Origin of the sequence: Limnohabitans sp. 15K, from assembly GCF_002778285.1 — a bacterium.
Classification (GTDB): domain Bacteria; phylum Pseudomonadota; class Gammaproteobacteria; order Burkholderiales; family Burkholderiaceae_C; genus Limnohabitans_A.
Genome location: NZ_NESM01000004.1, coordinates 217,077 through 237,017 on the forward strand (window position 1 = coordinate 217,077; position 19,941 = coordinate 237,017).

The window sequence follows — 19,941 nt, forward strand, 5'->3', positions numbered from 1 at the left end:
GACCGATCGATGACCTCTCCAGCTGATTTTTGGTTGCGCGCCATCTGGCCTGCACCCCCGCACGTCCGTACCTTGATGACCGATCGACACGGTGGTGTTTCGACACCGCCTTGGGACAGCATGAATTTGGGCGACCATGTGGGTGATGAGCGCGCCCATACCCAGATCAACCGCCAGCGTTTGCAGTCCGCAGTTGGCGCGTCAGTGGTTTTTTTGAACCAGGTGCATGGCCACCAAGTGGTTCACTTGAATGCAGGCAGCGCGCAAGGGACCGAGGCCGACGCTTGTGTTGCGACAGATCCAAGTGTGGCTTGCACCATCATGGTGGCCGACTGCTTGCCTGTTTTGATGTGTGACACCCAAGGGCAATGGGTGGCTGCTGCGCACGCAGGTTGGCGTGGTTTGGCCGGAGAGGGCGGTTTAGGGGTTTTGGAGTCCTTGCGCGGCAGTTCACCGGTGGGTCAGACCCGGGCAGAAGACATCTTGGTGTGGCTTGGGCCATGCATTGGACCTCAAGCCTTCGAAGTGGGCGCTGAGGTGGTGGCGGCCTTTTGTGACAAGGGCAGCAGCGCAGAACACCTTTTTAAGCCCTTGAGGCCTGGGAAATGGCTGGCCGATTTGGCGGGGCTGGCCCGACTGCGCTTGCGGCAACTCGGCATTGAACGCGTTTATGGCAACAACAGCCAATCCGACTGGTGTACGGTTACGAACTCAGTCCGGTTCTTTTCTCACCGGCGGGACAGTCCCACTTTGGGGCAGTCCGGTCGCATGGCTGCTTGTATCTGGCTCGAGCCCTGAGGCTTCGGTTTCCAAGTCTGTTTTGCGCAAACGGTCTTTGCGTCGCAACGGGGTTCCCATGATGTAAACCACCAAGCTCATGGGCAGTACACCGTACAAAAGAAAGGTGATGATGGCACCCAATACAGTCCCTTGAGTGCTAAAGGCTTCAGCCAGGGCCATCAATAAGGTGACATAGAGCCACGCAATAACGATCAAATACATTTTTTTGAGCTTTGTAATTTATGCGACATCAAATTGAAAGATACTGAAAGCACGCGATATCAAAAAAACAACTTTCAGGAGACGGGTTCATGAGTGCATCCACACCAGATTTTTGGACGCAATGGGGTGAAGGTTTTCAAGAAAACTTGGCCAAAAGCTGGGGGCAGGCCATGCAACATTTTCAAACCATGGACCTGACTGGCGGCCAGCAAGGCGCAGCGAACACCCCATCAGCACTGCAATTCTCACAGGAAAAGCTCAAGACCCTACAAGCGCAGTATGTCAAAGAAGCCGCTGAGTTGTGGAACCAGGGCTTGCCAAATACTGTTCCCATGAAAGACCGTCGTTTTTCGGGTGAGGCTTGGGCTGCCAATCCGATGGCTGCATTCAATGCCGCCACGTACCTTCTCAACGCCCGCACGCTGATGGGTTTGGCCGATGCAGTGGATGCCGACGAAAAAACACGCACCCGTATCCGCTTCGCCATTGAGCAATGGGTGGCGGCTTCTTCGCCCAGCAACTTTTTGGCCTTCAATGCCGAAGCGCAAAAGAAAGCCATTGACACCCAGGGCGTGAGCATTTCAAAGGGGATCCAGAACCTGCTCCACGACATGCAGCAGGGCCATGTGTCGATGACCGACGAGAGCCTTTTTGAAGTGGGCAAGAACGTGGCCACCACCGAAGGTGCGGTGGTGTTTGAAAACGAATTTTTCCAACTCATCGAATACAAGCCTTTGACCGCCAAGGTTTATGAAAAGCCGTTTTTGTTGGTGCCGCCTTGCATCAACAAGTTTTACATCCTGGACTTGCAGCCCGAAAACTCGCTGATCCGCTACGCCGTGAGCCAAGGCCACCGAACCTTTGTGGTGAGTTGGCGCAACCCCGACGAGTCCATGGCGCAAAAAAGCTGGGACGACTACATCGAGCACGCCGCCATCGAGGCCATCCACACCGTGCAAGCGATCACGGGCGCCCCCAAGATCAACGCTTTGGGCTTTTGCGTGGGCGGCACCATCCTGTCGACAGCACTGGCCGTTTTGGCCGCTCGGGGTGAAAAACCGGTGGCCAGTGCGACTTTCCTCACCACACTGATCAACTTCACCGACACCGGCATTTTGGATGTGTTCATTGACGAGAACTTCGTCAAGTTCCGTGAGCAGCAAATGGGGCAAGGCGGCTTGCTCAAAGGCCAGGACTTAGCCTCTACTTTCAGCTTTTTGCGCCCCAACGACTTGGTCTGGAACTACGTGGTGGGCAATTACCTCAAAGGCGAGACTCCACCGCCATTTGACCTTCTCTACTGGAACAGCGATTCCACCAATTTGCCCGGCCCTTTTTATGCTTGGTATCTGCGCAACACGTACCTCGAAAACAACTTGGTCAAACCCGGCAAAGTCACCGTGTGTGGCGAGGCCATTGATCTGGGGCAAGTCGATTTGCCGGTGTACATCTACGGCTCGCGTGAAGACCACATCGTGCCCATTGGCGGGTCTTACGCCAGCACGCAAGTTTTACCGGGCAAAAAGCGTTTTGTGATGGGAGCCTCGGGTCACATCGCAGGTGTGATCAACCCACCTGCTGCCAAAAAACGCAGCCACTGGTTGAGCGAGAGCGGCAAATTCCCGGCCGATGTGAACGCGTGGGTTGCCAGCGCCAAAGAAGTGCCGGGCAGCTGGTGGACCGACTGGTCGGATTGGCTCAAGACCCATGCGGGCAAGCAAATTGCCGCCCCCAAAACCTATGGCAAAGCGACCAAATACAAAGCCATCGAAGCGGCTCCTGGCCGTTACGTCAAAGCCAAAGCCTGATTGATTTTTTTACTGGAGAGAAAAAATGGAAGACATCGTCATCGTTGCAGCAGCCCGAACTGCCGTGGGTAAATTTGGTGGTTCACTCGCCAAAACCCCGGCCACCGAATTGGGCAGCATCGTCATCAAAGGCTTGCTGGAGCGCAGTGGTTTGCCTGTGGACGCCATTGGTGAAGTGATCATGGGCCAGGTGCTGGCCGCAGGCGTGGGCCAAAACCCCGCCCGCCAAGCCATGATGAAAGCCGGTGTGGCGCAAGAAACACCAGCGCTGACCATCAACGCCGTGTGCGGCTCGGGTCTCAAGGCCGTGATGCTGGCCGCGCAAGCGGTGGCTTGGGGCGACAGCGAAATCGTGATTGCTGGTGGCCAGGAAAACATGAGTGCCAGCCCCCACGTTTTGAACGGCAGCCGCGACGGCCAGCGCATGGGCGACTGGAAAATGACCGACACCATGATCGTGGACGGCTTGTGGGACGTCTACAACCAGTACCACATGGGCATCACAGCCGAAAACGTGGCCAAGGCCCACGGCATTACCCGAGAAATGCAAGACGCCTTGGCTGCAGGCAGCCAGCGCAAAGCAGCCGCTGCGCAAGAAACGGGTAAGTTCAAGGACGAAATCGTCGATGTGCTGATCCCTCAGCGCAAGGGCGATGCGCTGGTGTTCAACAACGACGAATTCATCAACAAGAAAACCAGCGAAGAAGTGCTGGCCGGTCTGCGCCCCGCCTTTGACAAGGCCGGCAGCGTCACTGCAGGCAACGCCTCGGGCATCAACGACGGTGCGGCCGCCGTGATGGTCATGAGTGCCAAGAAGGCTGCCGCTTTGGGCCTCAAGCCCTTGGCCCGCATTGCCGCTTTTGGCACCAGCGGACTGGACCCAGCCACCATGGGCATGGGCCCCGTGCCTGCGTCGCAAAAGGCGCTGGCCCGTGCCGGATGGAAAGCCCAGGACGTCGACCTGTTCGAACTGAACGAAGCCTTTGCTGCACAAGCCTGTGCTGTGAACCGTGCGCTCGATATCGATCCGGCCAAGGTCAACGTCAACGGCGGTGCGATCGCGATCGGTCACCCCATCGGTGCCTCCGGTTGCCGCATCTTGGTGACCTTGCTCCACGAAATGCAGCGCACTCAAGCCCAAAAAGGTCTGGCCGCTTTGTGCATCGGTGGCGGCATGGGCGTTTCCTTGGCGATCGAGCGCCTTTGATTTCTTTTCGTTTTTCAACAACTTTCATAACAGGAGACAACTTCATGAGTCAAAAAATAGCGTACGTCACAGGTGGCATGGGTGGCATCGGTACCTCGATCTGCCAGCGTCTGCACCAAGATGGTTTCAAGGTCATCGCCGGTTGCGGCCCAACCCGCGACTTCACCAAATGGCTGGACGAGCAAAAAGCCCTGGGCTACACGTTCTACGCCTCGGTGGGCAACGTGGGTGATTGGGATTCCACCGTCTCCGCTTTCACCAAAGCGAAAGAAGAGCATGGCGTCATTGACGTGCTGGTGAACAACGCCGGTATCACCCGTGACCGCGTGTTTTTAAAAATGACACGCGAAGACTGGGATGCCGTGATCGACACCAACTTGAACTCCATGTTCAACGTGACCAAACAGGTTGTGCCCGACATGGTGGAAAAAGGCTGGGGCCGCATCATTCAGATCTCCTCGGTGAACGGCAACAAAGGCCAAGCGGGTCAAACCAATTACTCGGCCGCCAAGGCCGGCATGCACGGTTTCTCGATGGCCTTGGCCCAAGAGATGGCCACCAAAGGCGTGACGGTGAACACCGTGAGCCCTGGTTACATCGGCACCGACATGGTCAATGCCATTCGCCCGGATGTGCTCGAGAAAATTGTGGCCACTGTGCCCGTAAAGCGTTTGGGCAAGCCCAGCGAGATCGCCTCCATCGTGGCCTGGTTGGCCAGCGAAGAGGGCGGTTACGCCACGGGTGCAGACTTCTCGGTCAACGGCGGTTTGCACATGGGTTGAGTCGTTTTCGGCAAACCTGAACCAACCCCGCTTCGGCGGGGTTTGTTTTTGGGATGCTCAGATAGAAATTCTCAGGTGGTGGGGCTGGGATAATCAAGCCATGTCTGAAGTCACCTTGCCAAGTCCAGCTTTTAATCCCTGGCGCCTTTCGGTTGCCCCCATGATGGACTGGACCGACCGTCACTGTCGTTTTTTCCATCGCCTGCTGACCCGCCACACTTTGCTCTACACCGAAATGGTGACCACTGGGGCTTTGCGCCACGGCAGTGTGCAGCGGCATTTGCGTTTCAACGCCGAAGAGCACCTTGTGGCTCTGCAATTGGGCGGCAGCGACGCTGCCGACCTGGCCCATGCCGCTAAGTTGGGGCAAGAGTGGGGTTACGACGAGATCAACCTCAACTGCGGCTGCCCCAGTGACCGAGTGCAACGCGGGGCGTTCGGTGCTTGTTTGATGAACGAGCCACAAACCGTGGCTGATGGCGTCAAGGCCATGCTCGATGTGGTGGATGTGCCGGTGACGGTGAAGCACCGCATTGGCATTGACCGCATTGAAAGCTACGACTTTGTGCGCGACTTTGTAGGCACGGTGAGCGAGGCCGGTTGCAAAGTCTTCATCGTCCATGCCCGCAACGCTTGGCTCGACGGCCTGAGCCCCAAGGAAAACCGCGAAATTCCGCCACTGCGTTACGAATTGGCTTACCAGCTCAAAAAAGATTTTCCGAGTTTGCTGATCGCTGTGAACGGCGGCATCAAAACCAACGAAGAGATCGCCAGTCACCTGGAGCATGCCGATGGCGTGATGGTTGGGCGCGAGGCCTATTACAACCCCTGGCTTTTGGGCACTTGGGACGCCGAGTTTTACGGTGATGCCCACGAGGTGCCCAGCCGCGAATCGGTTGAAGAGGCCATGGTGGCTTATATGGAGCGCGCCTTTGCCGAAGACGGTTGTCCTTGGTACGCGATCGCGCGGCACATGCTGGGCCTGTACCACGGGCAACGCGGTGGGCGTTTGTGGCGGCAGGTCTGGAGTGACCACAAGCTCAAGCCCTTGCCGCCGCGTGAAGTCTGGGCTTTGGCCCGTGCGGCGTTGGCGCGGGGCGCGGTGATCACCGACTGAAGCTGCGCCCCCTTAAAAGCTGAACTTGGCCACTTCCCGGCGGTTGTTGTCGGCGATTTTGGCCAACTCTATGGCTGTGGCCGTCAATTCGTCAGAGGCTGCAGCGTTGCTTCCTGCGATGTGGCTCAAATTGCCGACGTTGGCATCAATTTCTTGCAGGGCACTGCTTTGTTCCTCCACCGCTGCCGAGATGCGTTGCAGCATGCCGTCGGTTTTGCCTGCACCGGCTTCAATTTTGTCCATGTCTTCGTTCACGCCCGTTACCGTTTCTACGGCGCGTGTGGCTTCAATCGAAGCTTGTTTGACCAAAATCGCAATTTCCTTGGTGCTCTCAGCGCTGCTAACGGCCAGTTTGCCCACTTCGTCAGCGACCACGGCAAAACCTTTGCCTTGTTCGCCTGCGCGTGCTGCTTCGATGGCCGCGTTCAAGCTCAACAAGTTGGTTCGGTTGGCAATGCTCTCGATCACTTCCGAGATTTTGTTGATTTTTTGGGAATTGGCCGCGATGTTGTTGACCACCTCGGCCATGTGCATCATTTTTTGTTTGCCGCTGCGCACCAGCGCCACCGATTCACGCGATTGGTAGCTGGCCGATTCGGTGTTGCTGGAGACATCGGCAATCGAGTCTGCGCTCATGCGCAAGGCTGTGGCCACTTGGCTGATGGCGTTGGTTTGTGTGTCGGCGCCCGAAGCAATTTGCGATACGGCCTGGCTGGTTTGGGTGGCCTGCGTTGCCAGCAGCTGGGTGTTGGTATTGATTTCACGCAGCGTGAGCGCCAGGGTGTCCAGTGACTGGTTAATGTTGTTTTTGAGGTGTTCCAGATCGCCACGTCCGAGCACTTGCACTCGGCTGGTCAAGTCACCTTGAGACACGCGCGACATCACGAGACCGATATCTCCCATCATCTTCTGAAGGGCCTCGGTGGCTTGTGCTGCGCGGTCCAAAGTGACCTTGAATTCACCGCTCACTTGGGCCTGAATCTGGGCGCCGAACTGGCCCTCATACAGCGACTGCATCACCTCATTGAGTGCAGTCATCGTGACTTTGACGCTTTGAGCACTCTCGTTCACGGCGTTTTTCATGGCGGCCAAATCACCACGAAGATCTGTGGTGATCCGGGTGTCGAAATCGCCTTGTGCAATCGCTGAGACCACTTGGTTGACTTCGCGAATGGCACGCTGTTGCGCGTCCAGCATTTGGTTGAAAGCTTGTGCCGTTATGGCCACTTCATCGCGCCCGTTTTGGACCATGCGTTTGCTGAAGTCCGAAGTTTTCTCCACCTCGCTCAACAAATCCTGAAGTTGACTCAGCGGTCGTGTGATGGAGCGCGTGGTCAGCAGTGACACTGCCACTGCCAGCAAGACCGCAATCACAGCGATTGTCAGCATGTAGGTCTGCCCCAATGTGGCGCTTTGCGCCGAATCGACCGCAAAAGTTTCAATGTCTTTTTTTTCTGCCTCAGCCAAAGCTTCTACGCTGAGGAGGTAATCCGTCTGGGGTTTGAGCATTTCGTTGACCAGGTATTCTTGACCTTCATCGATGCGCTTGGCCAGGATGAGCTCGATCAATTTGAGTTCGTGCTCTTTAAAAACTTTCCGGGTCTTGATCAGTTGGTCTAGCGCCTCTAGACCTTCGGTGGTGTCAATCGTCGCTTGAAGTTGCGTGATCGCTTCAGAAATGCGAGGTGTTGAATCTTTGATTTTTTCAAGTTCGGCTTCGACCACTTTCCTGTCGCTGGCGATCAATGCCGTGCGAATGGCGCGGGATTGTCGGTTGACCTCGTTTTCGATGGTTTGCGTCAAACTGAGTTTGACCAGCCGATCATGGGCGATCACATCGGTGTCTTTGGCCACCTTGGCCAGTTGGTTCATGCCGATCAGCGCAAGGCTGATGAGAAGCGCTACCAAAGCGGCAAAGGCCAAACCGAGCCGGGTGCCAATGCGTAAATTCTGAATGTTCAGCATTTTCAAACACGCCACATGGAATGCGGCAATCCATCAAAATTGCTATTTTATTTAAAAACCACAATTTTTTCAGGGCTTCTTTGCGCCGTCTCGCCTATTTTTTGCTGAGAGAAATGCCTGCCTGCATCAACTGGCCGCTTCCAGTCCGTTGGAGAAGTGCGCCGACATGCGCTCGGCTGCCAATTCGGGCTGTCTCGCGATCAAGGCCTCGACAATGGCTTGGTGCTCGGCCAAGGATTGCTCGATGCGGCCCTCCTTGAACAGCGAACTGTGGCGATTGAGCTTCATCACCTTGCGCAGGTCGGCCACCATTTGGTCGCGCCAGCGGTTGTTGGCCAATTCCAGCAAGAGCATATGAAAGGCTTCATTGATCTCAAAGAAACGGTCACGGTCGTGCGTGGCTTTTTCCAGGTCTTGGTGCAAAGCCTTGATTTGCGCGATTTGCTCGGGACTGGCGGTTTGGGCCACTACCCGGGCGGCGTCCGATTCCATCAAGGCCAAGAGGTGGTAAACGTCGCGCAGATCTTTGTCACTGACCTCGGTCACATAGGCACCCCGGCGCACCTTCATGGTCACCAGGCCTTCGGCGGCCAGCACTTTCAACGCTTCACGCAAAGGGGTACGGCTGATGCCCAGAGCCTCGGCGATGCGCAATTCGTCGATCCAGCTGCCTGGCTCCAGTTCACGCGCAAAAATGCGTTGCCGAAGAAGTTCTGCCACTTCTTCGTACAGGGCGCGAGGGGCAAGAGACAGGGCTGACATGGTGCGTGAGGGGATAAATCGGCGGAAATTTGGGGGGCGGGTGTCTATTTTTCAGATGCTGAATTGTAAGCCGGTTAAAATATTCTGCATCAATAATTATGAATCACAGCACTTGTAAGCGGGTATGAAGCCCCAGGCTGCCAAAATCCATTTCAGTCATTTTTGTCCCGAAAGCACAGCGCCATGTCGTCAAACGCATTTGAATTCAACGCATCCAACCTGGAAGCCTGGCAAAAAGCAGCGGTCAAGTCTGCCCCCGGTGGCGATGTGTCCGCCCTGAACTGGAAGACGCCCGACGGCATCGTCGTCAAGCCTTTGTACACAGCGGCTGACACAGCCAACCTGCCTTATGCCAACACGCTGCCGGGCTTTGAGCCTTTCTTGCGTGGTCCGCAGGCCACCATGTACGCGGTGCGCCCCTGGACGATCCGCCAGTACGCCGGTTTCTCCACCGCCGAAGAATCCAACGCCTTCTACCGCAAGGCCTTGGCCGCAGGCGGGCAGGGCGTGTCGGTCGCTTTTGACTTGGCCACGCACCGTGGTTACGACTCTGACCACCCGCGTGTGACGGGTGACGTGGGCAAAGCCGGTGTGGCGATTGACTCGGTCGAAGACATGAAGATCTTGTTTGACCAGATCCCGCTGGACAAAGTCAGCGTGTCCATGACCATGAACGGTGCGGTGCTGCCCGTGTTGGCCGGTTATGTGGTGGCGGCCGAAGAGCAGGGCGTGAGCCAAGACAAACTCTCCGGAACGATTCAGAACGACATTCTGAAAGAGTTCATGGTGCGCAACACCTACATCTACCCGCCTGAGCCGTCGATGAAGATCATCGGCGACATCATCGAGTACACGGCCAAGAACATGCCCAAGTTCAACTCGATTTCGATCTCGGGTTACCACATGCAAGAGGCCGGTGCGAACCAGGCACTGGAAATGGCGTTCACCTTGGCCGACGGCAAGGAGTATGTGAAGACAGCCATCGCCAAAGGCATGGACGTGGACGAGTTCGCTGGCCGCCTGTCCTTCTTCTGGGCTGTGGGCATGAACTTCTATTTGGAGATCGCCAAGATGCGTGCGGCCCGCCTGCTGTGGTGCCGCATCATGAAAGGCTTTGACGCCAAGAACCCCAAGAGCCTGATGCTGCGCACGCACAGCCAGACCTCGGGCTGGTCGCTCACCGAGCAAGACCCGTACAACAACGTGGTGCGCACCACCATCGAAGCCATGGCGGCCGTGTTTGGCGGCACCCAATCGCTGCACACCAATTCGTTTGACGAGGCGATTGCACTGCCCACCGAATTCAGCTCGCGCATTGCCCGCAACACCCAGCTCATCATCCAAGAAGAAACCCACATCACCAACGTGATCGACCCATGGGCTGGCTCTTACATGATGGAGTCGCTCACACAAGAAATGGCCGACAAGGCCTGGGCGATCATCGAAGAAGTCGAAGCCATGGGCGGCATGACCAAGGCCGTGGGCAGCGGCTGGGCCAAGCTCAAGATCGAAGCGGCCGCTGCCGAAAAGCAGGCACGCATCGACTCGGGCAAAGACGTCATCGTGGGTGTGAACAAATACAAACTGGCCAAAGAAGACCCGATCGAGACGCTGTCGATCGACAACGTCAAGGTGCGCGACGGCCAGATCGAACGCCTGAACAAGATTCGTGCGACGCGTGACAGCGCCAAGGTGCAAGCCGCTCTGGACGCGCTGAGCGCAGCCGCCGAATCCGGCCAGGGCAACCTGCTCGACCTGTCCATCCAGGCCGTACGCCTGCGAGCCACGGTGGGCGAGGTGTCTGACGCGCTGGAAAAAGCCTTCGGCCGCCACCGCGCCGATACGCAAAAAGTCACAGGCGTTTACGCTGCGGCCTACGACGACGGCGAAAACGTGGGCGACACCATGGAATACTGGAACCAGCTCAAAGCCGACATTGCCGCATTTGCTGACGCCCAAGGCCGCCGCCCCCGTGTGATGATCTCCAAACTGGGCCAAGACGGCCACGACCGGGGTGCCAAAGTGGTGGCCACCGCGTTTGCCGACCTGGGCTACGACGTGGACATGGGCCCGTTGTTCCAGACCCCCGAAGAGTGCGCCCGCCAAGCGATTGAAAACGATGTGCACGCCGTGGGCGTGTCCACCCTCGCAGCCGGTCACAAGACCCTGGTACCCGCCATCATTGCCGAACTCAAGAAGCAGGGCGCCGACGACATCATCGTGTTCGTGGGCGGCGTGATTCCGCGCCAGGACTACGTCATGCTCTACGAAGCAGGCGTCAAAGGCATCTACGGCCCCGGCACTCCCATCCCGGTCAGCGCCAAGGATGTGCTGGAGCAAATCAAAAAGGCCCTCGGGTGAGCCCTGCGCAGTTGCTCGACGGTCTGTTGCACGGCAACGCTGCCGGGCAGCGCCGCGCCATGGCCAAAGCCATCACGCTGCTCGAGTCCACGCGTGTGGACCACCGCGAGCTGGCCGACGAGCTGCTCACGGCCATGTTGCCGCACACCGGAAAATCTTTCCGTTTGGGCATCAGCGGGGTTCCGGGCGTGGGCAAGTCCACCTTCATTGAAGCACTGGGTCTTTACCTGATCGGTCAAGGCCACCGTGTGGCGGTGCTCGCGGTGGACCCGTCCAGCACTGTGTCGGGCGGCTCCATCTTGGGAGACAAGACCCGCATGGAGTTGCTCAGCGTGCACGAGCGCGCCTACATCCGCCCCAGCCCCAGCAGCGGCACTTTGGGCGGTGTGGCTGAAAAAACCCGTGAGTCCATGTTGGTCTGCGAAGCCGCTGGCTATGACGTGGTGATCGTCGAGACCGTGGGTGTGGGCCAGAGCGAGACGGCGGTGGCCAACATGTCCGACATGTTCGTGCTGATGCAATTGCCCAATGCGGGTGACGATTTGCAGGCCATCAAAAAAGGCGTGATGGAGATCGCCGATTTGGTGGTCATCAACAAGGCCGACATCGACGCGATCGCGGCCACCCGCGCCGAGCTTCAGATCACCAGCGCCTTGCAGCTTTTGGGCATGCACGGAGGCTCCGGCCACGCGCACGCCGACACCAGCCAGTGGCACCCCAAGGTAGTGCAGCTCAGCGCTTTGCTGGGCCAGGGCGTGGACAATTTTTGGGCCGCAGTCCAAGATTTCCGTGGTCTGCAAACGGCCAATGGCCGTCTAGATTTGCGCCGCCAACACCAAGCCTTGTCTTGGATGTGGGAGCGCATCGACGCAGGACTCAAACAAAACTTTCGGGCGCAGCCCAGTGTGCAAACGCTGCTGCCCCAACTCAGCCAACAAGTCGCAACAGGCCAACTGGCCGCATCGACGGCTGCCCGTCAACTGCTCGGCGCTTATGAAACGACAAGTCAAAGCGCTGGGCTCATTTGAAAATCTTCCTGGAGAAAAGTGAGCATGCAAGACATCAACGAACAACTGGAACAAAAGCGCGCTGCCGCACGCTTGGGCGGCGGACAAAAGCGCATTGACGCTCAGCACGCCAAAGGCAAACTGACCGCCCGCGAGCGCATCGAGGTGCTGTTGGACGAAGGCACCTTCGAAGAGTGGGACATGTTTGTGGAGCACCGTTGCACCGACTTCGGCATGCAAGACAACAAGATCCCCGGCGACGGTGTGGTCACGGGCTACGGCATGATCAACGGCCGTCTGGTCTTTGTGTACAGCCAAGACTTCACCGTGTACGGTGGCGCTTTGTCTGAAACACACGCCGAGAAAATCTGCAAGGTCATGGACCAGGCGATGAAGGTTGGCGCTCCCGTGATCGGCTTGAACGATTCAGGCGGCGCGCGCATTCAAGAGGGTGTGGCTTCACTCGGTGGTTATGCCGACGTGTTCCAGCGCAACGTGATGGCCAGTGGTGTGGTGCCCCAGATCAGCATGATCATGGGCCCATCCGCCGGTGGTGCGGTGTACTCGCCCGCCCTGACCGATTTCATCTTCATGGTCAAAGACACGTCGTACATGTTCGTGACCGGCCCCGAAGTGGTCAAGACCGTGACCCACGAAGAAGTGACCGCCGAGGAGTTGGGTGGCGCCCTGACACACACCACCAAGAGTGGTGTGGCCGACATGGCGTTCGAGAACGACGTCGAGGCGTTGCTCATGCTGCGCCGTTTGTACAACTACCTGCCGCTCAACAACCGCGAAAAAGCACCGGTGCGTGCCAGTGGCGATCCGGCCAACCGCATGGACATGAGTCTCGACACTTTGGTGCCCGAGAACCCCAACAAAGCCTATGACATGAAGGAGTTGATCGTCAAAACGGTGGACGATGGCGACTTCTTCGAACTGCAACCCGACTACGCCAAGAACATCCTGATCGGCTTTGCGCGCATGGAAGGCCAAACCGTAGGTATCGTGGCCAACCAGCCTTTGGTGCTGGCGGGCTGCTTGGACATCAAGAGATCCATCAAGGCCGCGCGTTTTGTGCGTTTTTGCGATGCCTTCAACATCCCCGTCATCACCTTTGTGGATGTGCCCGGCTTCATGCCCGGTACAAGCCAAGAGTTCGGCGGCATCATCAAGCACGGCGCGAAGTTGTTGTATGCGTACGCCGAGTGCACGGTGCCAAAAATCACGGTCATCACACGCAAAGCCTACGGTGGTGCATATGACGTGATGGCCTCCAAGCACTTGCGCGGCGACGTGAACTTCGCTTGGCCCAATGCCGAAATTGCGGTCATGGGCGCCAAGGGTGCGGTGGAAATCATCTTCCGCGAAGACAAAGGTGACCCCGAAAAACTGGCCGCCAAAGAAGCCGAATACAAAGCCCGCTTTGCCAACCCCTTTGTGGCGGGCGCACGAGGTTTCATCGACGACGTCATCCAGCCGCACGAAACCCGCAAGCGCATTGCCCGCTCGCTGGTCATGCTCAAAGACAAGAAGATTGAAAACCCATGGCGCAAGCACGGGAACATTCCACTGTGATTGCCAAGGAGAAGAACAAGATGTTTACCAAAATTCTGATTGCCAACCGCGGCGAAATCGCTTGCCGTGTCATCGCCACCGCTCAAAAAATGGGCATCCAAACCGTGGCTGTTTACTCTGAAGCTGACAAAGAAGCACGCCATGTGCAGCTGGCCGACGAGGCGGTGTTGATTGGCCCAGCGGCCTCGCGCGAGTCGTACCTCGTGGCCGACAAAATCATCGCTGCGGCCAAGGCCACAGGCGCTCAAGCCATTCACCCTGGCTACGGCTTCTTGAGCGAGAACGCCGAGTTCTCCAAGCGCTGCGAAGACGAAGGCATTGCCTTCATCGGCCCACGCCACTTTTCGATTGCCGCCATGGGCGACAAGATCGAGTCGAAAAAACTGGCTGGCGCTGCGGGCGTGAACTGCATTCCCGGCGTGAACGACGCCATTGAAACCGCTGAAAAAGCCGTTGAAATTGCCAAGGGCATTGGCTACCCCGTGATGATCAAGGCCTCCGCTGGCGGCGGTGGCAAAGGCCTGCGCGTGGCGTTCAACGACAAGGAAGCCTTTGAAGGCTTCACCTCTTGCCGCAACGAAGCGCGCAACAGCTTTGGCGATGACCGTGTGTTCATCGAGAAGTTTGTGGAAGAGCCGCGCCACATCGAAATCCAGGTGCTGGGCGACAGCCACGGCAATGTGATTTATTTGAACGAGCGTGAGTGCTCGATCCAGCGTCGTCACCAAAAAGTGATTGAAGAGGCGCCTTCTCCGTTTATCTCTGATGCCACCCGCAAAGCCATGGGCGAGCAAGCTGTGCAATTGGCCAAGGCGGTGAAATACCAATCGGCTGGTACGGTGGAGTTTGTGGTCGGCAAAGACCAGAGCTTTTACTTTCTGGAGATGAACACCCGCTTGCAGGTGGAGCATCCGGTGACCGAAGCCATCACCGGCCTAGACTTGGTGGAGCAGATGATTCGCGTCGCAGCGGGTGAAAAACTCACCTTGACCCAAGCCGATGTGCAGTGCAACGGTTGGGCCATCGAGTGCCGCATCAACGCCGAAGACCCGTTCCGCAACTTCTTGCCTTCGACGGGCCGTTTGGTGCGTTTTCAGACGCCCAAACAAACCATGTTCCAAGGCAATACCGCCAACCTTTACGGCGTGCGTGTGGACACCGGTGTACAAGACGGTGGCGAGATCCCGATGTTCTACGACTCGATGATCGCCAAGCTGATCGTGCACGGCAAAGACCGCAACGACGCGATTGCCAAAATGCGCGAAGCCCTGAACGGTTTTGTCATTCGCGGCATCAGCTCCAACATTCCATTCCAAGCGGCTTTGTTGGCGCACCCCCGTTTTGTGTCGGGCGACTTCAACACCGGCTTCATTGCCGAGCAGTACAGCCAAGGTTTCCGGGCTGAAGACGTGCCGCACGACGACCACGATTTCTTGGCAGCCTTGGCGGCCTTCGTGCGCCGCAAGTCGCGCGAGCGCGCTGCAGGTTTGAGCGGCCAGTTGCCGGGTTACGACGTGCAAGTCGGCCAAGACTACGCGGTGGTCGAGCTGGGCAAAGCGGGCAACAACCGTTATGTGCCTGTGCATGTGGACGAAATTGCGGGCAAGCACGGCGAAGCGCAGATCACGGTGAATGGCAAAACTTACGCCATCGCCAGCAACTCGCGCTTGAACGACATCCGCATTCAAGGCACTTGCAATGGCAAACCGTTCACAGCGCAAGTCGAGCGTGGCACCCTGAAGAACCCGCTGGCTTTGCAAGTGCAACACAACGGCACCCGCATCGAAGCGCTGGTGATGTCTCCCCGCATGGCCGAGTTGCACAAACTCATGCCGTTCAAAGCCCCACCGGACCTGAGCCGTTTTGTGTTGTCACCCATGCCAGGCTTGTTGGTGGACGTGGCCGTGGCCGTGGGCCAGAAAGTGCAAGCGGGCGAGCGTGTGGCCGTGATCGAAGCCATGAAGATGGAAAACGTCTTGTTTGCTGCCGCAGACGGCGTGGTCAAGAAAGTGGTGGCAGCCAAGGGTGAGTCGCTCACCGTGGACCAGATGATCGTGGAGTTCGAATAAATGACCATCCAGCGCCCCTTCAAAGTGCTGGGCGTCCAGCAGATCGCCATTGGCGGACCTGACAAATCGCGCCTGCAAAAACTGTGGGTCGAGATGTTTGGCCTGGAGGTGACCGGCACCTTCAAAAGTGAACGCGAGAACGTGGACGAAGACATTTGCGCCATTGGCACCGGCCCCTTCAAGGTCGAAGTCGATCTGATGCAACCGCTGGATCCCGATAAAAAGCCCGCTGTGCACACCACGCCGCTCAACCACATCGGTTTGTGGATCGACGACCTGCCGGTTGCCGTGGATTGGCTCACGTCTCAAGGGGTGCGCTTTGCACCGGGCGGCATCCGCAAGGGGGCGGCCGGTTTTGACATCACGTTTTTGCACCCCAAGGCGAACGAGGAGTTCCCGATTGGCGGCGAAGGTGTGTTGATCGAGTTGGTGCAAGCGCCTGCCGAAGTGGTCAAGGCGTTTGCGGCTTTGGCGGCCAACGCGCATTGAGTGGCGTCGGACCTGTGGGTCCGAGCTGCCAAATCCCGTCGGTGGCCTCAGCACCGACAATCTTCTTCAAAAGCCCGTCAGGCGCCAGTTTGACGGGCTTTTGCTTTGGCCAGTGCCGCTTCGATGATGGCGCGTTTGCGCTCCACTTCGGGCGCATTCTCGGTGCCTTTGGTGTGCGCGGCCAAGTCGGCCAGTTTGTGTTCGGCCTTGGCTTGCATTTGGCGCTGGTGCGCACCCTCTTCATGCAAGAGGCGTTGCTGCCGGCTCTCAAAACGTGTGCGGGCTGTCAGCGCCTCTGGCGCAGACCAAGCGGCCCAACCGGTGCGCGTTTCTGTCACGTTCTCCAGCTGGATGCAGTCGACCGGACACACCGGGATGCACAACTCACACCCCGTGCACCAAGGCTCGATCACGGTGTGCATGACTTTGTTGGCCCCCAAAATCGCATCGGTTGGGCAGGCCTTGATGCACAGCGTGCAGCCGATGCACCAAGCCTCATCGATGATGGCCACATGTCGCGGGCCTTCTGTGCCGTGTTCGGGGTTGAGTGGCAAGACGGGCAGGCCTGTCAGTGCAGACAGCCGTTCGATGCCGGCTTGTCCGCCGGGTGGGCATTGGTTGATCGGTGCTTGCCCCTCGGCCATGGCCATGGCGTAACTGGCGCAGTCAGGAAAGCCGCAACGTGTGCACTGCGTTTGGGGCAGTGCATCGTTGAGACAAAAGAAAAGCGCCTGGATCTCAGGCGCTGTTCGGGGCGCAGTGGGCATGGGCCTCAGGCTTTGTTCTTCGGTTCAACCCAGCTCGTTTTCACGGCAGGTTTGGATTTGGCTGCAGGTGCTGCTTTGGCTGCGGATTTGGCGGCAACTTTGACAGTGGGCTTTGAGGCAACTTTGGCGGTGGTCTGGGCAGCGACTTTGGGCGTCGCTGGGGCTGCCGCTATGTTGGCTGTTTTGGTAGGGGCTTTGGCCGCAACTTTCACAATAGCTTTGGCAGCTGCCTGCGCAGGCGCTTGGGCTGCCACAGTTTTGGCGGATGCCGCTTTGGCCGGAGCACTGGCTGACTTTTTGCCGGAATGACCGAGGATGAACTTCACCACTTCCGGGTACACGATGTCGCGCCAGCGGCGTCCACTGAAGATGCCATAGTGGCCAGCACCAGGAACCTCCAAGTGCAGACGCTCTTTGGCGGGCACGCCCGTGCAGAGGTCTTGCGCAGCGCGGGTCTGGCCAGAGCCTGAAATGTCGTCCAGCTCGCCTTCCACGGTCATCAGTGCTGTACCTTGGATGTCTTGTGGGCGCACGCGTTCAACTTTGCCGTCCACGCCTTTCACGTCCCAAGTGCCGTTGACCAGTTTGAAGTCCTGGAAAACGGTGGCGATGGTTTCCAAGTAGTAATCGGCATCCATGTCGAGCACGGCGTTGTACTCGTCGTAGAACTTTCGGTGCGCTTCGGTGCTGGCGTCGTCGCCCTTGATCAGGTCTTTGAAGTAGTCGTAATGGCTGGTGGCATGGCGGTCGGGGTTCATGGCCACAAAACCTGTGTACTGCAAAAAGCCGGGGTACACGCGGCGACCTGCACCCGGGAAATTGGCGGGCACGCGGTAGATCACGTTGTTCTCGAACCACTCGAAACTCTTGTTGGTGGCCAAGTTGTTCACCGCCGTCGGTGATTTGCGGGCGTCGATCGGGCCGCCCATCATGGTCATGGTCAGAGGGGTCTTTTCGCCACGGCTGGCCATCAACGACACAGCGGCCAAAACAGGCACCGTGGGTTGGCAAACGCTCACCACATGGCAGTTGCCATAGGTAGATTGCAGGTGGCGGATGAACTCTTGCACGTAGTTGATGTAATCGTCCAGGTGGAATTCACCTTCTGACAGAGGCACCAAACGGGCATTTTTCCAGTCGGTGATGTAGACCTTGTGGTCTTGCAGCATGGTTTTGACCGTGTCGCGCAGCAAGGTGGCGTAATGGCCCGACAAAGGGGCCACGATCAGCACCACAGGCTGGGCTTTGAGCTGGACCAAGGTGGCTGCATCGTCGGAAAAGCGCTTGAAACGGCGCAGTTCGCAAAAAGGTTTGTCGATCTCGATGCGCTCGTGAATGGCCACATCGGTCTTGTTTACCTTGACGGTCTGGATACCGAACACTGGTTTTTCGTAGTCCTTGCCCAAGCGGTGCATCAGGGCGTAACCGGCCGACGTGCGCTGTGCCATGGGCGTCTGCGACATGGGGTTCAAAGGGTTGCCGAAGAGTTTTGCCGCTGCTTGTGCCAAATCGGAGAAAGGCTCCATGATCGAGCGTTGAGTTTCAAAAATCTGATAGAGCATTTGGCAGTTCCCTTGCAACAAAAATGGTGCGGTGCAGCAATAGTACAGGAGACCGCCCCATATTTTTGGAGTGTCACCCCTAATTGACAGTCACTTTGTGGACTGCCCAAAAAGAAACCGCCCCGTCAGGGGCGGTTGCAAGACAGGTGTCAAAGCGGATGGCTATCCATTCAGACGACTTTGGCAATCGCAGCGCACACGTAGTCGATGTTTTTGCTGTTGAGCGCCGCCACGCACATGCGGCCAGTGTCGGTGCCGTACACACCAAATTCACTGCGCAGGCGCACCATTTGGTCCTTGGTCAAGCCCGAGTAGCTGAACATGCCGATCTGGGTGGTGATGAAGCTCATGTCTTGCTGCACGCCAGCAGCCTTGAGGCTGTCCACCAGTTTCTGGCGCATGGCTTTGATGCGCACACGCATTTCGGCCAATTCGCTTTCCCACTGAGCACGCAGCTCGGGGTTGTTCAGCACAGCCGCTACCACCGCGCCACCGTGGATGGGCGGGTTGGAGTAGTTGGTGCGAATGGCAATCTTGAGTTGGCTCAGCACGCGGGAGGCTTCTTCTTTGTCAGAAGCCACCACCGACAAGGCACCCACGCGCTCGCCATAGAGGCTGAAGCTCTTGGAGAACGAGGTGGACACAAAAATGTTGAGGCCCGCAGCCACGAACTTGCCGATCACTGCGCCGTCTTCGGCGATCCCGTGGCCAAAGCCTTGGTAAGCCATGTCCAGGAAAGCGGTCAGGCCCTTGGCCTTGACCACCGCAATGACTTGGTCCCACTGGGCGTCGGTGATGTCGTAGCCGGTGGGGTTGTGGCAGCAAGCGTGCAAGACGACGATGGTGCCAGCTGCAGCGGCATTGAGGCTGGCCAGCATGCCTTCGAAGTTGACGCCGCGCTTGGCCGCGTCGTAATAGGCGTAACTGTCGACTTCAAAACCCGCGTTGATGAAGATGGCGCGGTGGTTTTCCCAGCTGGGGTCAGAAATCAGCACTTTTGCGTTGGGGCTGACCTTTTTCAGAAAGTCGGCGCCGATTTTCAGGCCGCCTGTGCCGCCGATGGCTTGTACAGTGGACACGCGGCCCGACTTGACCACGTCGGATTCAGCGCCAAACACCAAGGCCTTGACGGCGTTGTCATAAGCCACGATACCGTCGATGGGCAGGTAGCCACGCGCGGTGGGTGTGGCCATCATGGTTTTTTCGGCCGCTTGCACGCATTGCAACAGGGGCAGTTTGCCGTTGTCGTCGAAGTACACGCCCACACCCAAATTGACCTTGTTGGGGTTGGTGTCGGCGTTGTATTGCTCGTTCAGACCCAGGATCGGGTCGCGGGGGGCCATTTCGACGGCGGAAAACAGAGACATGGAAAGTCCTTGGATTGTGTTCAGTGGTGGCAGGAAACCCGTTACTCGGTTAGGCTTTCGGGTTGTCCCTGATTTTAACGGTCTCCGACGCCAGATTT

The 19,941-nt window shown here is 57.8% G+C and carries 16 protein-coding genes; 10 read left to right on the forward strand and 6 right to left on the reverse strand.

Features of this window, described 5'->3' with window-relative positions; genetic code table 11:
* The first annotated feature begins 9 nt into the window (after positions 1-9).
* Positions 10-798, forward strand: a complete 789-nt coding sequence (gene pgeF / locus B9Z40_RS14470; RefSeq protein WP_100174059.1) for a peptidoglycan editing factor PgeF — start codon at positions 10-12, stop codon at positions 796-798.
* Here pgeF and B9Z40_RS17365 read toward each other — a convergent pair.
* Positions 712-1,002, reverse strand: coding sequence for a hypothetical protein (locus tag B9Z40_RS17365; protein ID WP_100174060.1), 291 nt, complete (start codon positions 1,000-1,002; stop codon positions 712-714). The genes pgeF and B9Z40_RS17365 overlap by 87 nt on opposite strands.
* A gap of 89 nt (positions 1,003-1,091) precedes the next feature.
* Here B9Z40_RS17365 and B9Z40_RS14480 point away from each other — a divergent pair, with 89 nt between their 5' ends.
* The 4 genes from B9Z40_RS14480 (at position 1,092) to dusA (ending at position 5,916) form a co-directional block, all read left to right on the forward strand.
* Positions 1,092-2,810, forward strand: coding sequence for an alpha/beta hydrolase (locus B9Z40_RS14480; protein WP_100174061.1), 1,719 nt, complete (start codon positions 1,092-1,094; stop codon positions 2,808-2,810).
* Between the two features lie 25 nt (positions 2,811-2,835).
* A complete protein-coding gene (locus B9Z40_RS14485; RefSeq protein WP_100174062.1) occupies positions 2,836-4,017 on the forward strand; it encodes an acetyl-CoA C-acetyltransferase in 1,182 nt (393 codons plus the stop codon).
* Between the two features lie 44 nt (positions 4,018-4,061).
* Positions 4,062-4,799, forward strand: coding sequence for an acetoacetyl-CoA reductase (phbB, locus tag B9Z40_RS14490; protein ID WP_100174063.1), 738 nt, complete (start codon positions 4,062-4,064; stop codon positions 4,797-4,799).
* Positions 4,800-4,899: 100 nt separating this feature from the next.
* Entirely contained in the window at positions 4,900-5,916 is a 1,017-nt protein-coding gene (dusA, locus tag B9Z40_RS14495) for a tRNA dihydrouridine(20/20a) synthase DusA (RefSeq protein ID WP_199172575.1), read from the forward strand.
* Between the two features lie 12 nt (positions 5,917-5,928).
* On the opposite strand, the gene B9Z40_RS14500 is transcribed toward dusA, so the two are convergent.
* Together B9Z40_RS14500 and B9Z40_RS14505 are read right to left on the reverse strand one after the other, a co-directional pair.
* Positions 5,929-7,881, reverse strand: coding sequence for a methyl-accepting chemotaxis protein (locus B9Z40_RS14500; protein ID WP_100174064.1), 1,953 nt, complete (start codon positions 7,879-7,881; stop codon positions 5,929-5,931).
* A gap of 126 nt (positions 7,882-8,007) precedes the next feature.
* Entirely contained in the window at positions 8,008-8,643 is a 636-nt protein-coding gene (locus tag B9Z40_RS14505) for a GntR family transcriptional regulator (RefSeq protein ID WP_100174065.1), read from the reverse strand.
* Positions 8,644-8,826: 183 nt separating this feature from the next.
* On the opposite strand from B9Z40_RS14505, the gene scpA reads away from it, so the two are divergent.
* Genes scpA through B9Z40_RS14530 form a run of 5 tightly spaced genes read left to right on the forward strand, consistent with a single transcriptional unit; the run spans position 8,827 to position 16,147 of the window.
* Positions 8,827-11,004: a methylmalonyl-CoA mutase gene (gene scpA, locus B9Z40_RS14510; RefSeq protein WP_100174066.1), complete on the forward strand. Its 2,178-nt coding sequence runs from the start codon at positions 8,827-8,829 to the stop codon at positions 11,002-11,004.
* The gene (gene meaB, locus B9Z40_RS14515; RefSeq protein WP_100174067.1) at positions 11,001-12,032 is read left to right on the forward strand and encodes a methylmalonyl Co-A mutase-associated GTPase MeaB; all 1,032 of its coding nucleotides are present in this window, start codon (positions 11,001-11,003) and stop codon (positions 12,030-12,032) included. The genes scpA and meaB overlap by 4 nt, the downstream gene beginning before the upstream one ends.
* A 24-nt stretch (positions 12,033-12,056) precedes the next feature.
* Positions 12,057-13,589 carry an acyl-CoA carboxylase subunit beta gene (locus B9Z40_RS14520; protein WP_100174068.1) on the forward strand — a complete coding sequence of 511 codons (1,533 nt, stop codon included), beginning with the start codon at positions 12,057-12,059 and terminating at the stop codon, positions 13,587-13,589.
* Between the two features lie 20 nt (positions 13,590-13,609).
* Positions 13,610-15,658, forward strand: a complete 2,049-nt coding sequence (locus tag B9Z40_RS14525; protein WP_100174107.1) for an acetyl/propionyl/methylcrotonyl-CoA carboxylase subunit alpha — start codon at positions 13,610-13,612, stop codon at positions 15,656-15,658.
* Positions 15,659-16,147, forward strand: coding sequence for a VOC family protein (locus B9Z40_RS14530; protein ID WP_100174069.1), 489 nt, complete (start codon positions 15,659-15,661; stop codon positions 16,145-16,147).
* 77 nt (positions 16,148-16,224) lie between these two features.
* Here B9Z40_RS14530 and rsxB read toward each other — a convergent pair whose 3' ends face one another.
* The 3 genes from rsxB to B9Z40_RS14545 form a co-directional block, all read right to left on the reverse strand.
* Positions 16,225-16,914 carry an electron transport complex subunit RsxB gene (rsxB, locus tag B9Z40_RS14535; RefSeq protein ID WP_100174070.1) on the reverse strand — a complete coding sequence of 230 codons (690 nt, stop codon included), beginning with the start codon at positions 16,912-16,914 and terminating at the stop codon, positions 16,225-16,227.
* A gap of 5 nt (positions 16,915-16,919) precedes the next feature.
* On the reverse strand, positions 16,920-18,476 hold the full coding sequence (locus B9Z40_RS14540) for a polyhydroxyalkanoate depolymerase (RefSeq protein ID WP_100174071.1): 1,557 nt from the start codon (positions 18,474-18,476) through the stop codon (positions 16,920-16,922).
* A gap of 170 nt (positions 18,477-18,646) precedes the next feature.
* Positions 18,647-19,843 (reverse strand): amino acid aminotransferase, encoded by a 1,197-nt coding sequence (locus B9Z40_RS14545; RefSeq protein WP_100174072.1) that lies wholly within the window; start codon positions 19,841-19,843, stop codon positions 18,647-18,649.
* Positions 19,844-19,941 lie beyond the last annotated feature (98 nt).

What these genes read in the sequence shown, in the direction of transcription:
- B9Z40_RS14540 (WP_100174071.1), bottom strand. Translation starts at nt 18,476, where the DNA reads ATGCTCTATCAGATTTTTGAAACTCAACGCTCGATCATGGAGCCTTTC.
- scpA (WP_100174066.1), top strand. Translation starts at nt 8,827, where the DNA reads ATGTCGTCAAACGCATTTGAATTCAACGCATCCAACCTGGAAGCCTGG.
- rsxB (WP_100174070.1), bottom strand. Translation starts at nt 16,914, where the DNA reads ATGCCCACTGCGCCCCGAACAGCGCCTGAGATCCAGGCGCTTTTCTTT.
- B9Z40_RS14505 (WP_100174065.1), bottom strand. Translation starts at nt 8,643, where the DNA reads ATGTCAGCCCTGTCTCTTGCCCCTCGCGCCCTGTACGAAGAAGTGGCA.
- B9Z40_RS17365 (WP_100174060.1), bottom strand. Translation starts at nt 1,002, where the DNA reads ATGTATTTGATCGTTATTGCGTGGCTCTATGTCACCTTATTGATGGCC.
- B9Z40_RS14525 (WP_100174107.1), top strand. Translation starts at nt 13,610, where the DNA reads ATGTTTACCAAAATTCTGATTGCCAACCGCGGCGAAATCGCTTGCCGT.
- B9Z40_RS14485 (WP_100174062.1), top strand. Translation starts at nt 2,836, where the DNA reads ATGGAAGACATCGTCATCGTTGCAGCAGCCCGAACTGCCGTGGGTAAA.
- B9Z40_RS14520 (WP_100174068.1), top strand. Translation starts at nt 12,057, where the DNA reads ATGCAAGACATCAACGAACAACTGGAACAAAAGCGCGCTGCCGCACGC.
- B9Z40_RS14530 (WP_100174069.1), top strand. Translation starts at nt 15,659, where the DNA reads ATGACCATCCAGCGCCCCTTCAAAGTGCTGGGCGTCCAGCAGATCGCC.
- phbB (WP_100174063.1), top strand. Translation starts at nt 4,062, where the DNA reads ATGAGTCAAAAAATAGCGTACGTCACAGGTGGCATGGGTGGCATCGGT.
- pgeF (WP_100174059.1), top strand. Translation starts at nt 10, where the DNA reads ATGACCTCTCCAGCTGATTTTTGGTTGCGCGCCATCTGGCCTGCACCC.
- B9Z40_RS14545 (WP_100174072.1), bottom strand. Translation starts at nt 19,843, where the DNA reads ATGTCTCTGTTTTCCGCCGTCGAAATGGCCCCCCGCGACCCGATCCTG.
- dusA (WP_199172575.1), top strand. Translation starts at nt 4,900, where the DNA reads ATGTCTGAAGTCACCTTGCCAAGTCCAGCTTTTAATCCCTGGCGCCTT.
- B9Z40_RS14480 (WP_100174061.1), top strand. Translation starts at nt 1,092, where the DNA reads ATGAGTGCATCCACACCAGATTTTTGGACGCAATGGGGTGAAGGTTTT.
- B9Z40_RS14500 (WP_100174064.1), bottom strand. Translation starts at nt 7,881, where the DNA reads ATGCTGAACATTCAGAATTTACGCATTGGCACCCGGCTCGGTTTGGCC.